Source organism: Streptomyces showdoensis (assembly GCF_039535475.1).
In the GTDB taxonomy this organism is placed as follows: domain Bacteria; phylum Actinomycetota; class Actinomycetes; order Streptomycetales; family Streptomycetaceae; genus Streptomyces; species Streptomyces showdoensis.
The window spans coordinates 1-13,872 of record NZ_BAAAXG010000005.1; the positions used below are offsets into that span (position 1 = coordinate 1).

Consider the following 13,872-nt stretch of genomic DNA (forward strand, 5'->3'; position numbering starts at 1 on the left):
GAAGCGGGCGGGCGGCCGACACCGGACTGTTCTACGACTCCTGGAGGCGCCGAGCGAGGCGCTGCTCGTCGAGGAGTGGATCGAGCCGACGTTGAGGGCCGTCCGCGGCGATTCGACATGGTTGGACATCGAGCGGCTGAAGGCGTCGATCCTCGATGTCCGCAACCCGCCGAGCCGATCCCGCCGGTTCTGGTTCAACCAGATCACGGCCGCAGAGGACGCTTTCCCTTGCCGTTACGAGTGGGATGCCTGCCCGCACGAGGGCGTGAGCCTCGACGAGGGCGACGAGATCGTCTGCTTCTTCGACGGCTCGAAATCGGATGACGCCACCGGCCTGGTCGCCTGCCGGCTGCGGGACGGCCATGTGCAGACGCTCGGGGTGTGGCAGCGGCCCGCGAACTGGCCGGACGACGTTCCATGGCGGGTGCCTCGCGAGGAGGTCGACGGCGTGGTGGACCACACGTTCGCCATGTACAAGCCGCTCGCGTTCTTCGCCGACCCGGGCTCCGGGTTCGACGACGCGGACGGCGAACGCTACTGGGACGGGTTCATCGACGCGTGGGCGCAGCGCTACGGCAAGCGGCTGAAGCTGAAGGCGGTCTCGTCGGGCCCGGCGCTCACGCGGTGATGTGGGACATGCGTGATCGCCGCCGGCAGCAGACGTTCACTGAGCCGTGGACCGGTTCTACCGGGACGTCCTGAGCGCCAGCTGACCCACGACGGTCACAAGGTGCTGCGTCAGCACGTTGCGAACGCCAGGCGCCGCACGAACGCCTGGGGCTACACGATCGGCAAGGAGCATCGCGAGTCGGCCCGGAAGATCGACCTGGCGGTGTGCGCGATCGGCGCGCGGATGCTGCGCCGCATGGTGATGAACAGCCCGGCCTGGGCGAAGCGGTCAACGGCTCGTGGCAAGGGAAGGGTGGTGGTCCTGCGGTGACGATTCCCACCCTCCCCCTGCTCGACCTGTCGGACGACGAGAAGCAGATCCTCACTTTGCTGCGAACCGATCTGCTGGCGCAGCGCTTCAAGCTGGAAGTGCTGGACGCCTACTTCAACGGCGAGCAGGTGATTCGTGACTGGGGATCAGCATCCCGCCGCAGCTGAAGACCCTGCACACGGTTATCGGCTGGCCGCGGGTCGGGGTGGAGGCGCTTGAGCAGCGCCTCGACCTCGAGGCGTTCCGATGGGCCGACGGCACGGACTCCGCGGAGCTGGAGGAGATCGCCCGAGGCCAACGACCTCTACGACGAGTCGAGCCTGGCGCACCTGGACGCCCTCACCTATGGCCGCGAGTACGTCCCACGATCCGGAGGCCATCCGCTGCGCTCCCTTCCGGACCGCGGCACCCGGGCCTCCGAGACGGCCGGCTCGTCCCGCTGACGTCGCCTCCGCCGAAGCCGAGTCCGTCGGCCGGCCGGGAGACCGAGCCGGCCGACGGGAGCGGTCGCCCCGGGTCAGCGAGGGGCGAGGAGGCAGAACTCGTTGCCTTCCGGGTCGGCGAGCACCGCCCAGGAGATGGCGGACCGGTCGACGTCGGGGACGGTGGCGCCCAAGGCGCGGAGCCGGGCTTCCTCTGCCTCCAGGTCGTCGCCGGGATAGGGGCGGATGTCGAGGTGGACCCGGTTCCACACGGTCTTGACGTCGGGGGTGCGGATGAACTCCAGGTAGGGGCCGACTCCCTTGGCGGACCGCATGGCCGCGTGGTCGTCGGTGACCTCGTGCAGCGTCCAGTCCATCGCCTCGTCCCAGAACCCGGCCATCCGCCGCGGGTCGGCGCAGTCGACCACGACCGCCGCGATCGGCCCGGTGTCCCGGTAGGTCGGACGGGGCTCCAGGACGCAGAACTCGTTGCCCTCCGGATCGGCCATGACCGTCCAGGGGACGTCGCCCTGGCCCACGTCCGCGAGCGTCGCGCCGAGGTCCCGCAGGCGCGCGACCAGGGCCGCCTGGTGGGCGGTCGAGGTGGTGGCCAGGTCGAGGTGCACCCGGTTCTTCACCGTCTTGGGCTCCGGGTCGGCGACGATGTCGATGCAGACGGCCGCGGGATCGGGGTAGGAGAAGCCCACGGGTTCGAGGTTGGTCACGCCCGGGCCCTCGCTGTCGACACCCCAGCCCAGCGCCTCGGACCAGAACCGGCCGAGCGCGGCATCGTCCCGGGCCTTCATGTTGATCTGCACAAGTCGTGTCGCCATGCCGCCGATCCTAGAAGCCCGCAGCGCCCGGGCCACCCGCAGGTCAGCTCGGTCGCGGCACAGGAGTCGTCGGCCCGGGAGAAGGCGGGCGCGGACAAGGGCCGCGCGCCGCTCACGGCTGCCAGCGCGGAGCCTCGTCGTCGGGTGAGTCCGGGCTCGCGAAGTGGAAGGGGACGGAAAGGTGCTCGGCGAGCGCGCGACCGGCGCGCTCGGCGGCCACCGCTTCGGGGTGGCGGGGGCGGTGGTCCCGCGACTCGCCGAGGTAGCGCTGGGCCGTCGACCGGTAGACGGTGGCCAGCTGCGCCTCTCCCGCCGGGTCGGCGGTGACGGCCAGCAGCTGCACGAACCAGTCGTGGACGGTGTCGCCGTCCCAGACCGCCTCGATCGCCACGACGCGGCCTGCGCATCCGGCTGCCCGGTGGGCCAACGACTCCTGATCGAGCGGGCTCTCCGGTCGGCGGGCGATCCGGTCCCCGTGGTGGAGGTAGCGGTCGCCGACGATCAGTTGAGCGGTATCGACCCCTGTTCCACGGGGATCCCGGCCGATCTCGGTGATGACCCTCACCGCCATGAGCCGCGCGTCCTGGAGGACGTACCCGTCGACCTCCTCGCGGATCCCGGCCGGCAGGGTCTCCCACCATACGGCCCTGGCCGCCTTGTCCATGCTCATGCGCTTCCTCGCCCCCTGAGCCCCGTCGACGGAGCCTCGCGCCACTGTACGGCGTGGTCCGCCACCGTCTACGACGGCTCGTGTGCGGGGCCACTACTCGCCGAGGGACGGACCGGTCACCGGGCCCGGGGGTCCGTCCGGGACGGACGGGTCAGCCGCGTCCGACGCGCGCTGCCAGCACCTGAGAGGGCCTGCAGAGCCGGTCCACGATGGTGGAGGTCACGACGAGGTAGTGGACGCTGACGTACCCGTGCTCCTTGTCCACCAGGGCCGGCGCGCCGTCACGGTGGATCCGGCGCAGATAGCGGCTGCGCAGTGGGGCCCCGGCCACGAGCAGGACCGGAGAGGCGACCACAGCCGCCACGGCAACCCCGAACCTGGTGGCAGTGATCTTGGCAGTCTCGTGCGTGCGCATGGCACAGTGTCCTCGGTGCGTTCCACGTTCCCGCGGGTGGCCGGGGAACGGCTACTCGCGGGCTCGATCCGGCGCCTTCCGGATGCCCCTGCCCTCGTGCCACAGCCGTGCCGCGCATACGGCGGCCGAGGCGGCGAAGAGGCAGGCCGTGATCAGCAGCCACCGGCCCAGGAAGACGTCGGCCGGAAGGCCCGTGGAGGCGGAGTAGTGGCCGACCTGGCGGAGGATCAGCGGCCAGTACACGAGCAGCAGGACGCCCGAGACGAAGGCCGGCACGCGGATGTGGTTGATGCCGGGGCGGGGGCGGGTAGGGCGGTCCGCCGGGCGGCGTCCGAGGGCCCGTTGCAGGGCGAGGTCCGCGTACGCGTAGAGCGGCAGGAGGACGAGGTCGTGCAGGAGGGCCGCTCCTGCGAACCAGGCGGCGACGGCGAGGCTGTCGCCCTTCAGGAGCCGCACGCCCGCGTAGCAGGCCAGGGCGAAGGAGGCGAGGAGGAGCAGCAGGTGGAGCGGCGAGGCTCCGTAGCGGCGTCGGAAGGCCGTGCGGAGCGGTGGGGTGGAGGGTGTCATGCCGGTTCCCCGAAGGTGAGGCGGGTGACCCATTTGGTGTTGTGGACGCCCGGGGCCCCGGGGACGATGATCCGGGCCGGGTAGCCGTGGTCCTGGGACAGGACGGCGCCGTTGACCCGTACGGCCAGGAGGGAACGGGCGTCGCGTGCCTGGTGGGCGCTCAGGACGACGGAGCTGAACGAGCCGCCCCGTTGCAGGGACTCGACCAGGACCTGGGGCGTGTCCGTGCCCAGGCCGACGAGTGCGGCCAGGTCGGTGAGGCGGACGCCCCTCCAGTGCTGGTCGGGGGTGGACCAGCCTTCCACGCAGGCGATGGGAAGCAGGGCGTCGTTCTGCGGCATGGCCAGCAACCGTTCGTAGGTGAGGTCGGTCTGTCGGCCCGCCCCTCGTACGGTGAGCCGCCACCCGGGGCCGATGTCGCTGGGGCGGATGCCGACGGAGGCCGCGGTCTTGTTGATCTGGAAGCCGTTCGGGCCGGAACCCGGGTCCTGGCCGTGCGGGGCGAGCAGGGCCGTCTGCCGGAACCAGCCCCCGATGCTCTGGCCCGCGGTCACGGCGAACAGGGCGAGGGAACCCAGTCCGACCATGCCCAGCGCGCCCCGCCGGGAGATCGTGGGCGGCGCCGGGCGGGGCGAGACGAGGCCGGCCGCCTCCTCGCTGCCGGGGGCCGGCTGGCGCGGCCCGGAGCGCAGGGCCCGCACGGCGCGCGGCAGGCGGAGGGTCACGTGGACGGCGAAGGCTCCGATGAACACCCAGGCCCCGTACAGGTGCAGCGTGTAGAAGGAGCCCGGGAAGACGTAGTGGAGCTGCACGTTGAGGATGCCGGTGACGAACTCGAAGCCCGCGCCTCCCACGAGCAGGAGCAGGGAGAGACGCTCGGCGGCCTGGGCGGCCGAGCGGACGGGCGGCCAGGCGAACAGCTTCGGGATCACCGACCACAGCTTGGCCAGGAGTACGGGCACGAGCACGATGCCCAGGGTGACGTGGACGCCCTGGGTGACGCGGTAGAGCCAGTGGGGGGAGGTCGGCCAGGAGAACAGGTAGAAGCCGAGCCATCCCTTGTCGGGGGTCTGGTCGTTGACCGCGGCCAGGTCCGGGTCGTAGGCGGCGTACGACAGCAGGCCCGTCACGAAGAGGATCGTGACGCCGAAGAGCAGGACCGTCCCGAGCACCGCGGTCAGCCAGGGGCCGCGCAGCGGGCTGCGCCAGAACTCCGGCCGGGACGGGCCGCTTGGCGGGCCGGCCCGCCAAGCGGCGGCCGTCGTGTCCTTCAGTCGTGTGCGCCGGGTCCGGGCGGTGTCGTCGGGTTGCGCTCCCGCCCGCGCCCGGCCACCGGGTGGGGGCGTCCCGTCGTCCTTCGTGTCCGTCGTGTCCATCGTCGACCTCCGCGGCTTTCGCGTCACAGGGTCCGGCGGGGCCGCCCCGCCGGGAAGAACGGGGCACTCCGCAGGCGAGGGAGGGCCGGTGGTACGCCGCTCCGGCGCGCGGTCGTCGACGTGGAGGTGGACGGGGCCGTGGACGGGGACGTGTGAGGGTCCGGCCGGCTGGTCCCGTCGGGCCCGGAGGAGCGTCGCGCCCCGCCGGGGCCGGTCGTGCTTCCTGAGCCGCCCCGGAGCAGCCGGCCGCACACGACGGCCAGGGCCGCGACGGCGTACGTGACCGTGCCCGCGTCGGCGACCGCGCGGGAGGTCAGGTACGCGGCCGCTCCGGCGACCGCGACGCCCATCCACTCCCAGCGGCCGTCGAGCGCCACCAGGGCCACCAGGAGCAGGGCGTACCAGGAGTAGCCGGGTGTCGTGAGGAGGAACGCGGTGCCGGTCACCAGGAGGGCGCCGCTCCAGGGGCGTCGGGGGTCGCCGCGCAGCATCACGTACACGGTGACGGCAAGCATCCCGGTGATGACGGCGGGCAGGGCCCAGGTGTCGGGGAGCAGCAGCCGCAGGAGCGCGTAGCGCTCGCCGGCCGAGGCGTCCTGGTAGCCCTCCTCGTCGGCGTAGCCGCGGAGGTAGCCGAGGACGGAGGAGTGGGACAGCAGGACGTACGGGAGGTAGAGGGCGGTGAGGACGGCGGCGGCGGGGACGAGGACCGCTGCCGCGTCGCGGGGCCGCCGCACCCCGGACAGGGTTCCCGGGACGAGGACCGCGGGCAGCAGTTTGACGGCCGTGGCCAGGCCCAGCAGGGCGCCGCCCCAGGCCCGGTGGCGGACCGTCAGGCCCAGGGCCGCGACCGACAGCAGGACGCCGAGCACGTCGGCGTGCGCGTTGTTCACCGCTTCGAGGGGAACGGCGGGGCACCAGGCCCAGTAGGCGGCGGTACGCGGGTCCCCTCGGCGCCGGAGGATGCGCAGCAGGATCGGAGTGGTCGCCACGGCGAGGAGCGCGCCGCCCGCCTGGAGGGCCTTGTGGCGGGCGCCGTCCGGGGCGACGGCGTGGACGAGGAGGAAGTACAGCTCGCCCGCCGGGGGGTAGATCGTGTGGACGTGGGGGCGGTTGATGCGCGTGCAGCCGCCGTCGGGGAGGGCGGCGAGGTCCGGCGCGTCGCATTCCCGCCCGGTGGGGAACAGCCAGCGGTCCCGGTACGGGAGGAGCGCGGCGTCGGCCGGGGCGTGGTCGTAGGGCGAGACGCCCGCCGCCTGCACCCTGCCGTCCCAGGCGTAGCGGAACATGTCGGTGCTCGTGCGGGGCGCCGCCACCAGACCGGTGGCGGCGACGACGGCGCCGCCGGTGAGGACGAGCACGGCGACGTGCCGGGCGGGTACCGCGCGGAGGGACCAGGCCGCCGCCGCGAAGAGGGCCCAGCACACGGCGTACCACCAGGACAGGACCGCCGGGTCCGTGGCACGGCCGTCGTCGCGGACGGTGAGGACGAGGACCGCGGCGAGGGCGGCCACGAGGACGGCGGTCCGGAGGGTCGCGGGGAGCCGCGGCGGCCGCGCCGATGCCGCAGACCCGGTGCGGGGCGGCCGCGTCACGGGGCGGCTCCGGGCGGGTGCGGGGCCGTGGCGGGGCCCCCGGCGGCGCGGTCGCGCTGGTGGGTGGTCGCGAGGTCACGCATGTCGGCGGCGGTTCGGTCTCCTGTGTCGGTGGCGGAGCGGTCCCCCGTATCGGAAGGGGCGCGGTCACGGGTGTCGGACGGGGCGCGGTCACGGGCGGGGGCGGGGGCGCGGTCACGGGCGGGGGCGCGGTCACGGGTGTCGGCTGGCACGAGTTCGGCGAAGTGGCGGCCGGTCACCTGCCAGCCGTGGACGGCCCGCCAGCCGGTGGAGCGGGCGTGGTGCCGCAGGGCCGTGCCGCCGACGCGGGCCCAGGGAAAGGGGGCGCCGAGGCCGCCCCGGCCGTCGTCCAGGCGTACGTCGCACCGCTCGTCCACCTCGACGGGCGCGGTCTCGACCAGCAGGCGCCCGCCGGGGGCGAGGAGGCTCGCGACGCGGTCGAGGAGGGCTTCGGGATCACCGCCGATGCCGATGTTCCCGTCCATCAGCAGTGCGGTGTCCCAGCGGTGCTCGCCGGGCAGGGGGTCGAACACCGAACGGCACAGGGCCGTTCCGCCGCGGCTCACGGTCCGTGCCACGGCGGCCGGGGTGACGTCGATGCCGAGGGCTCTCCGTCCGCGTTCGGCCAGGGCGGCGACGAGCCGGCCGGGACCGCAGCCGATGTCGAGGACGGCCCCGTGGCAGCGCGCCAGGACGCTCTCGTCCGCCGCGTCGGCGCCGGCGCACCAGCGCTGGACGTCCAGGGGCAGCAGCCAGCCGTCGGCCCGGTGGAGGAAGAGGGGCCCGCGCCCGGCGCGCAGGGCTCCGGCGTAGGGGTCCGCGCGCCAGGCCTGGGCCGGGACATCGCGCGGCCCGGAGGCCGTGGAGGTGGCGGGGGTCATCGTGCCGCCGCCAGGGCGGTCGTGAGTCGCCGGTGGCACGTGGCGAACCGCCCGTGCGGCGCCAGGGCGGCCACCTCCGCGGCGTCGGCCGCGGTGTCCACGTCCCGGAGCCGTGGGAGCAGCGCGGTGCGCAGCCCGGCCGCCCGGAGCCTCCCGTACTGGACCTCGCCGGTCTCGGGCCTGGACATGGGCACGCCGAGCAGGAGCTCGGGGTCCGGTTCCGCCAGGCCCAGGGCCCAGAACCCACCGTCTTCGGCGGGACCGAACCAGGCCTCGCACGTGTCGAAGCGCAGGGCGGGCGCCAGCAGCCCGGGGGTGACCTGAGGAGTGTCCATGCCGATCAGCAGGGCCGGTCCGGGGCAGGCGGCGAACGCGGCCGCGATCCTCTCGTCGAGGCGCCCGCCGGACTGGGGCACGACGTCGAAGCCGGGTGGCAGCCACGGTCCGGGGGCCCCGTCCAGGACCAGCACGTGCCGGTCCGCGGGGGTGGCCGCCACCGCGGCCAGGGTGTCGGCGAGCGCCGCCTCGGCCAGGGCCGCCGCCTCGTGGGCGGTGAACGGTGGGGTGAGGCGGGTCTTGACGCGGCCCGCCACGGGTTCCTTGGCGATCACGAGGAGGCTGGTCATCGCGCGCTCCCGAGGGCCGGTGCGGCGTACGGGGCCTCCGCGAGCACGGCCCGCATGTCGCGGACCGCGTGCCAGGTCCCCCGCCAGGTGCCGGTGACCTTGGACCTGCCCGCTCGCGGCAGGTAGGGGACGTCCTCCTCCCGTACCCGCCAGCCGGCGTCCGCGGCCCGGACGACCATCTGCAGCGGATAGCCCGAGCGCCGGTCGGTCAGCCCCAGGCCGAGCAGCGGCTCGCGGCGCATCGCGCGGAGGGGCCCGAGGTCGTGCAGCCGCAGCCCGGTGCGTCGGCGCAGCATCCGCGAGAGCGCGGCGTTGCCGGCGCGGGCGTGCGCCGGCCAGCTCCCCCTGCTCTGCGGCCGGCGGCGCCCCAGCACCAGGTCGGCCCGGCCGGCCGCGACGGTGCGGACGAACCCGGCCAGCAGTCCGGGGTCCAGCGAGGCGTCGCAGTCGCAGAAACAGAGGTACTCGGCGTCCGAGGCCATGGCGCCGGCGTGGCAGGCGGCTCCGAAGCCCCGCCGGGACTCGGTGACGACGGTGGCCCCGAGCGAGCGGGCGATGTCGGCGGACCCGTCGGTGGATCCGTTGTCCACGACCAGGGCCCGCCAGCCGGCGGGAACGCGGGCGAGGACCCAGGGCAGGGCCTCGGCCTCGTCGAGACAGGGAAGGACGACGTCCACGGTGTGTTCGGTCACGACTGCCACCGTAGGAACTCTCGCCGGACATAGCGGACACCGACTCCTTACGAAACGCGGACGTCGGTCGTTCGGGGCAGCCGGCGGGCGGACGGGGGCGGGCGTGCGGTGCGACTCTTGCGGCATGAGCGCGACCCCGTCCCCGACCCCGGCCCCGGCCCCAGCCCCGCAGCCGTCTTCGGCCCCGACCCCGTCCCCGCCGCCGGCCTCGGCCCCGCCGGCCCCGTCCCCGTCTCCGCTCCCGTCCCCGACTCCGTCCCCGGTGCCGGCGCCGTCTCCGACTCCGCCGCCCGCCCGGATCCTCGTCGTCGACGACGACCCGACCGTCGCCGAGGTCGTCACCGGATACCTGCACCGGGCCGGCCACGCCGTCGAGCATGCCGCCGACGGCGCTGCCGCCCTCCGGTGCGCCACCAGGAACCCGCCCGACCTGGTGGTCCTCGACCTCATGCTGCCCGGCATCGACGGCCTGGAGGTGTGCCGGCGGCTGCGGGCCGAACGCCCGGTGCCGGTGATCATGCTGACGGCGCGCGGGGACGAGGACGACCGGATCGCGGGCCTGGAGCTGGGCGCGGACGACTACGTCACCAAGCCGTTCAGCCCCCGCGAACTGGTCCTGCGCGTCGAGTCCGTGCTGCGCCGCAGCCGCACCGCGCCCCCAGCCCCGCTCGGGCCGGCCGTGCTGCGCGCCGCCGGGATCCACGTGGACCCCGCGACGCGCCGGGCCACCAAGGACGGCCGCGACCTCTCCCTCACCCTGCGGGAGTTCGACCTCCTCGCCCACTTCCTCGCCCACCCCGGCCGGGCGCACGCGCGCGAGCGGCTGATGCGGGACGTGTGGGGCTGGGAGTTCGGCGACCTGTCCACCGTCACCGTCCACGTGCGCCGACTGCGCGCCAAGATCGAGGACGACCCGGCCTCGCCCCGTCTCATCCAGACGGTCTGGGGCGTCGGCTACCGCTTCGATCCGGCCGGGCCGGAGGCGGGCGCATGAAGGACGTCCTGCTGATCGCGGCCTTCGCCCTGGCGGGCGCGGTGTGCGCAGGTGCGGCCGGGGCGGTCGCGCTGCGGCTGCTGCGGCACCGGTCGGTCGCCGTCTCCCTGACCGTCGTCGCCGCGGTCACGGTCACCGCGATGCTCGCCGGCACGCTCGCCGTGGCCTGGGCGATGTTCCTGTCCCCGCACGACCTGAGCGTGGTCACGCTCGTGGTCGCCATGGCGGCCGTGGTCTCGCTGGCCACGGCGCTGGCGCTCGGGCGGTGGGTCGTGGCCCGTGGCCGCGACCTCGCCCTCGCGGCGCGCGAGTTCGGCGAGGGCGGCAGTTTCTCGGCGCCTGCCGGCAGGGCCACCGCGGAGCTGGCCGCGGTCACCCGCGAACTCGCCACGACCAGTGCCCGGCTGGCCGCCTCGCGCGAACGCGAACGGGCCCTGGAGGCGTCCCGCCGCGAGCTCGTCGCCTGGATCTCGCACGATCTGCGGACGCCGCTCGCCGGGCTGCGGGCCATGGCGGAGGCCCTGGAGGACGGCGTGGCCGCCGAGCCCGCCCGCTACCACCGCCGGATCCGTACCGAGGTCGAACGCCTCGACGCGATGGTCGGCGACCTCTTCGAGCTCTCCCGCATCCACGCCGGCGCCCTCGAACTGGTGCCGTGCCGCCTCTCCCTGCGGGACCTGGCGGCCGACGCGCTCCTGGGCGCCGATCCGCTGGCCCGCGAGCGCGGCGTGCGCCTCCACGGGGACGACATCGCGCACGCGCCGGTCGACGTGGACGGCAAGGAGATGACCCGCGTCCTGGCGAACCTCCTCGTCAACGCCATCCGCCACACCCCGGCCGACGGCACCGTCGCCGTGCGCGTCGACCGGCGCGCGGACACCGCCGTGCTCTCCGTCACGGACGGCTGCGGCGGGATCCCCGAGGAGGACCTGCCGAAGGTCTTCGACACCGGCTGGCGCGGCAACCCGGCCCGTACCCCACCCGCCGGCGCCGGACTCGGACTCGCGATCGTACGGGGCATCGTCGAGGCCCACGCCGGGCGGGCGCGGGTGCACAACGTGCCGGGCGGCTGCCGCTTCGAGGTGACCCTGCCGCTCGCACGTGCGCAGGCGTGACGGCGGCGTGGGCCGTGTCTTCCGGACCGGGACGGCTCGGCCCGCGGCGCCGGGCGTCGCGGGCCCGCCATGATCCGGACGCGACCTAGACCACCCCGGCCGACGCCCGCTGCCCCGCTCGGGCGAACTCGGCCACGCCCTCGGCGAACCCCACGGTGGGACGCCAGCCGAACACGCGCCGCAGACGGGACGAGTCCGCGGTGATGTGCCGGACGTCGCCCAGCCGGAACTCCCCCGTCACCGCGGGCTGCGGGCCGCCGTGCTCGGTGGCGAGGGCCGCGGCCATCTCGCCCACGGTGCGGGGTTCTCCGCTGCCCACGTTGTACGCCGTGTGGTGACCGGCCGGCAGTTCCCCGATGCCCGCCAGGACCGTGGCGTTGGCGCCGGCGACGTCGCGTACGTGGACGAAGTCCCGCCGTTGCGCGCCGTCCTCGAACACCCGGGGCGCCTCGCCCCGGGCCAGCGCCGAGCGGAAGTACGAGGCCACGCCCGCGTACGGGGTGTCCCTCGGCATCCCCGGCCCGTAGACGTTGTGGTAGCGCAGCGACACCGCCGTGCCTCCGACGGACCGCGCCCAGGCGGCGGCCAGGTGCTCCTGTGCCAGCTTCGTCGTCGCGTACACGTTCCGCGGGTCCACCGGGTCGTCCTCCCCCACGAGTCCCGGCAGGAGCCCGTCACCGCAGCGCGGGCACGTCGGCTCGAAGCGGCCCCGCTCCAGGTCGGCGACGGTCCGCGCGCCCGGTCGGACCGTGCCGTGCTCGCCGCACGCGTAGCGGCCCTCGCCGTACACCACCATCGATCCCGCCTGCACGAGCAGGCGCACCCCGGCCCCGGCCATGGCCGCGAGCAGGACCGCGGTCCCCAGGTCGTTGCAGGCGACGTAGTCGGGCGCGTCGGCGAAGTCCTTGCCCAGGCCGACCATGGCCGCCTGGTGACAGACCGCGTCCACGCCCCGCAGGACGCGCCGGACGGCCTCGGCGTCGCGGACGTCACCCCGTACGAACTCGACGTCGGGGATGTCCGGCACCTGCGGATGGGCGGCCGCCAGCAGTGCGTCGAGCACCACCGGCGTGTGTCCCTCGGCCTCCAGAGCGGAGACCACCTGTGAGCCGATGAACCCGGCTCCTCCTGTGACGAGTACGCGCATGTCCGGCAGGCTACGGATTCCTCCCCCGTGGTGACCGTTCCCGCACCGGGCCGTAAGGCTTTCGTCATGGGTGCGGGCGCGGCCGTCGGCGCGTCCCTCCCGGACGAGCGCCGTCCGCGATCGCGCCGGGGCTCGTGCTCGTGCTCGTGCTCGTGCTCGTGCTCGTGGCGACGGTGCCCCTCCACAGCGGGTGTTCGCGCGCGGCCCAGCGGGCGTCCACCGTGCCGGTGCGCATCCCCTTCCTGGCCTCCGGGTCCCGCAGCGCCTTCAGGACATGGGCCACGACGGCCGCCGCGACCGCCGTGGCTCCCCAGTCGTGCACGAAGGTCGCGCCCGTCCGCCAGGCGAGCGGAGCGAGGCCGGTCGCGGTCATGAGCAGTCCGGTGCCGAGCATCACGAGCACGGCCCCCAGGGTCCACTGGGCGTAGAGCTTCTGTCCGGCGTTGAACTTGCCGGCCGGGCGCTCGGGGAGGCGCCGGCGCACGGCGCGCAGCCACGCCCGGTCGGCCGGCCCGAACCGGCTCAGCCGCGCCGCGTCGGCACGGACCGCCCGGAGGGCGAGCCCGCAGACGAAGGGCAGGGGAAGCGCGATGCCGCTCCAGAGGTGGAGCGTCACCACCACCCGCCGGTTGCCCACCAGTTGGGCCAGGGGCGGGAGATAGAGGCAGCCGGCGGTGGCCAGGCAGGTCAGCATCAGACAGGCGGTGGTCCGGTGCACCCGGCGTACGGCCCGGTCGAAGCGGACCAGGCGGTCAGACGGTGGCGGCATCGTCACGTCCGTTCGACCTTCCGACCCAGGCGTCCGTGTCGTAGCCGCGTTCCTCCCAGTATCCGGGCCGGACCGTGTCGGTGACAGTGATTCCGGAAAGCCACTTGGCCGACTTGTAGAAGTACATCGGTGCGACGTAGAGGCGGGCGGGGCCGCCGTGGGCGTGCGAGAGCGGCTCGTCGCGCAGCTTCAGGGCGACGAGCACGTCGTCCCGCCGGGCCTGGTCCAGGGTGAGGCTCTCGGTGTAGGCGCCGTCGAAGCACCGGAACCGGACCGCTCGTGCCCCGGGCCGTACCCCCGCCCTCGCGAGGAGGTGGGCGAGCGGGACGCCCTCGAAGGGGGTGCGGGGCACGCGCCAGCCGGTCACGCACTGCACGTCGTGCACGATCCTGCGCTGCGGCATCGCCTGGAGGTCCGCCAGCCGGTACGCGGCGGGGCGCTCCACCATTCCGTCGACCGTCAGTGTGTACGTCTCCGGGCCCCGTTCCGGGACGGACGAGGTCACGGAGTAGTACCGGAATCCGCCGGACCCGGGCAGTGCGGCCGCGAGCCCGGTGGGGTCCCGGCTCACCACCGCCTCCTGGGCGCGTTGCAGCCGGGGGCCCGCCAGGACGCCCACCGCGCCGAGGCCGAGGAGCCCCAGCACGACGCGGCGTCCGACCGGGGCGCCGCGGGTCTCGTCGTCGTCTTCGTCCATGGCGCCGATTCGACCAGGCGGTGACGCCGGTGACCAGGGCGGACGCTCGCCCGTCAGGGTTTCGTCATCTTTCGCCCCGCCGGGCCCCGCCCCGGTGCGGTGCACGGGTCGG

At 74.6% G+C, this 13,872-nt stretch carries 16 protein-coding genes and 1 pseudogene; 5 read left to right on the forward strand and 12 right to left on the reverse strand.

Annotated elements, in window-relative coordinates:
- The 3 genes and pseudogenes from ABD981_RS03095 to ABD981_RS03105 form a co-directional block, all read left to right on the forward strand.
- A pseudogene (locus tag ABD981_RS03095) lies at nt 1-628 on the forward strand (terminase); the annotation flags it as partial.
- 102 nt (nt 629-730) lie between these two features.
- Nucleotides 731-940 (forward strand): hypothetical protein, encoded by a 210-nt coding sequence (locus ABD981_RS03100; RefSeq protein ID WP_345527770.1) that lies wholly within the window; start codon nt 731-733, stop codon nt 938-940.
- Complete coding sequence (locus ABD981_RS03105) at nt 937-1,107, forward strand: hypothetical protein (RefSeq protein WP_345527772.1); 171 nt, start codon at nt 937-939, stop codon at nt 1,105-1,107. The genes ABD981_RS03100 and ABD981_RS03105 overlap by 4 nt, the downstream gene beginning before the upstream one ends.
- A 350-nt stretch (nt 1,108-1,457) precedes the next feature.
- On the opposite strand, the gene ABD981_RS03110 is transcribed toward ABD981_RS03105, so the two are convergent.
- From ABD981_RS03110 to ABD981_RS03150, 9 genes are all read right to left on the reverse strand, one after another.
- Nucleotides 1,458-2,195, reverse strand: coding sequence for a VOC family protein (locus tag ABD981_RS03110; RefSeq protein WP_046909747.1), 738 nt, complete (start codon nt 2,193-2,195; stop codon nt 1,458-1,460).
- A gap of 112 nt (nt 2,196-2,307) precedes the next feature.
- Entirely contained in the window at nt 2,308-2,865 is a 558-nt protein-coding gene (locus ABD981_RS03115; RefSeq protein WP_240495347.1) for a hypothetical protein, read from the reverse strand.
- A gap of 151 nt (nt 2,866-3,016) precedes the next feature.
- Nucleotides 3,017-3,229, reverse strand: coding sequence for a hypothetical protein (locus tag ABD981_RS03120; RefSeq protein ID WP_240495346.1), 213 nt, complete (start codon nt 3,227-3,229; stop codon nt 3,017-3,019).
- Between the two features lie 102 nt (nt 3,230-3,331).
- Entirely contained in the window at nt 3,332-3,847 is a 516-nt protein-coding gene (locus tag ABD981_RS03125; RefSeq protein WP_046909745.1) for a hypothetical protein, read from the reverse strand.
- Nucleotides 3,844-5,223, reverse strand: coding sequence for a molybdopterin-dependent oxidoreductase (locus tag ABD981_RS03130; protein WP_123954808.1), 1,380 nt, complete (start codon nt 5,221-5,223; stop codon nt 3,844-3,846). Before ABD981_RS03130 ends, ABD981_RS03125 begins: the two co-directional genes overlap by 4 nt.
- 23 nt (nt 5,224-5,246) lie before the next feature.
- On the reverse strand, nt 5,247-6,818 hold the full coding sequence (locus tag ABD981_RS03135; protein WP_123954807.1) for a glycosyltransferase family 87 protein: 1,572 nt from the start codon (nt 6,816-6,818) through the stop codon (nt 5,247-5,249).
- Entirely contained in the window at nt 6,815-7,720 is a 906-nt protein-coding gene (locus ABD981_RS03140; protein ID WP_345527779.1) for a methyltransferase domain-containing protein, read from the reverse strand. The genes ABD981_RS03135 and ABD981_RS03140 overlap by 4 nt, the downstream gene beginning before the upstream one ends.
- Complete coding sequence (locus ABD981_RS03145) at nt 7,717-8,346, reverse strand: TIGR04282 family arsenosugar biosynthesis glycosyltransferase (protein WP_046909744.1); 630 nt, start codon at nt 8,344-8,346, stop codon at nt 7,717-7,719. The genes ABD981_RS03140 and ABD981_RS03145 overlap by 4 nt, the downstream gene beginning before the upstream one ends.
- A complete protein-coding gene (locus ABD981_RS03150) occupies nt 8,343-9,047 on the reverse strand; it encodes a glycosyltransferase family 2 protein (RefSeq protein WP_046909743.1) in 705 nt (234 codons plus the stop codon). The genes ABD981_RS03145 and ABD981_RS03150 overlap by 4 nt, the downstream gene beginning before the upstream one ends.
- A gap of 253 nt (nt 9,048-9,300) precedes the next feature.
- On the opposite strand from ABD981_RS03150, the gene ABD981_RS03155 reads away from it, so the two are divergent.
- On the forward strand, nt 9,301-10,032 hold the full coding sequence (locus tag ABD981_RS03155) for a response regulator transcription factor (RefSeq protein WP_240495345.1): 732 nt from the start codon (nt 9,301-9,303) through the stop codon (nt 10,030-10,032).
- Complete coding sequence (locus ABD981_RS03160; RefSeq protein ID WP_046909741.1) at nt 10,029-11,147, forward strand: sensor histidine kinase; 1,119 nt, start codon at nt 10,029-10,031, stop codon at nt 11,145-11,147. The genes ABD981_RS03155 and ABD981_RS03160 overlap by 4 nt, the downstream gene beginning before the upstream one ends.
- Before the next feature lie 85 nt (nt 11,148-11,232).
- Here ABD981_RS03160 and ABD981_RS03165 read toward each other — a convergent pair whose 3' ends face one another.
- The 3 genes from ABD981_RS03165 to ABD981_RS03175 all read right to left on the reverse strand — a co-directional run bounded on the left by ABD981_RS03165 (nt 11,233) and on the right by ABD981_RS03175 (nt 13,760).
- A complete protein-coding gene (locus ABD981_RS03165) occupies nt 11,233-12,294 on the reverse strand; it encodes an NAD-dependent epimerase/dehydratase family protein (RefSeq protein ID WP_046909740.1) in 1,062 nt (353 codons plus the stop codon).
- Between the two features lie 64 nt (nt 12,295-12,358).
- Entirely contained in the window at nt 12,359-13,063 is a 705-nt protein-coding gene (locus ABD981_RS03170; protein WP_123954804.1) for a cytochrome b/b6 domain-containing protein, read from the reverse strand.
- Nucleotides 13,047-13,760, reverse strand: coding sequence for a molybdopterin-dependent oxidoreductase (locus ABD981_RS03175; protein ID WP_046909739.1), 714 nt, complete (start codon nt 13,758-13,760; stop codon nt 13,047-13,049). Before ABD981_RS03175 ends, ABD981_RS03170 begins: the two co-directional genes overlap by 17 nt.
- Nucleotides 13,761-13,872: the final 112 nt, after the last annotated feature.

Bases quoted from the DNA above. Each gene is read 5' to 3' on its own strand.
- ABD981_RS03110 (WP_046909747.1), bottom strand. From the start codon at position 2,195: ATGGCGACACGACTTGTGCAGATCAACATGAAGGCCCGGGACGATGCC.
- ABD981_RS03115 (WP_240495347.1), bottom strand. From the start codon at position 2,865: ATGAGCATGGACAAGGCGGCCAGGGCCGTATGGTGGGAGACCCTGCCG.
- ABD981_RS03125 (WP_046909745.1), bottom strand. From the start codon at position 3,847: ATGACACCCTCCACCCCACCGCTCCGCACGGCCTTCCGACGCCGCTAC.
- ABD981_RS03130 (WP_123954808.1), bottom strand. From the start codon at position 5,223: ATGGACACGACGGACACGAAGGACGACGGGACGCCCCCACCCGGTGGC.
- ABD981_RS03140 (WP_345527779.1), bottom strand. From the start codon at position 7,720: ATGACCCCCGCCACCTCCACGGCCTCCGGGCCGCGCGATGTCCCGGCC.
- ABD981_RS03145 (WP_046909744.1), bottom strand. From the start codon at position 8,346: ATGACCAGCCTCCTCGTGATCGCCAAGGAACCCGTGGCGGGCCGCGTC.
- ABD981_RS03160 (WP_046909741.1), top strand. From the start codon at position 10,029: ATGAAGGACGTCCTGCTGATCGCGGCCTTCGCCCTGGCGGGCGCGGTG.
- ABD981_RS03165 (WP_046909740.1), bottom strand. From the start codon at position 12,294: ATGCGCGTACTCGTCACAGGAGGAGCCGGGTTCATCGGCTCACAGGTG.
- ABD981_RS03170 (WP_123954804.1), bottom strand. From the start codon at position 13,063: ATGCCGCCACCGTCTGACCGCCTGGTCCGCTTCGACCGGGCCGTACGC.
- ABD981_RS03175 (WP_046909739.1), bottom strand. From the start codon at position 13,760: ATGGACGAAGACGACGACGAGACCCGCGGCGCCCCGGTCGGACGCCGC.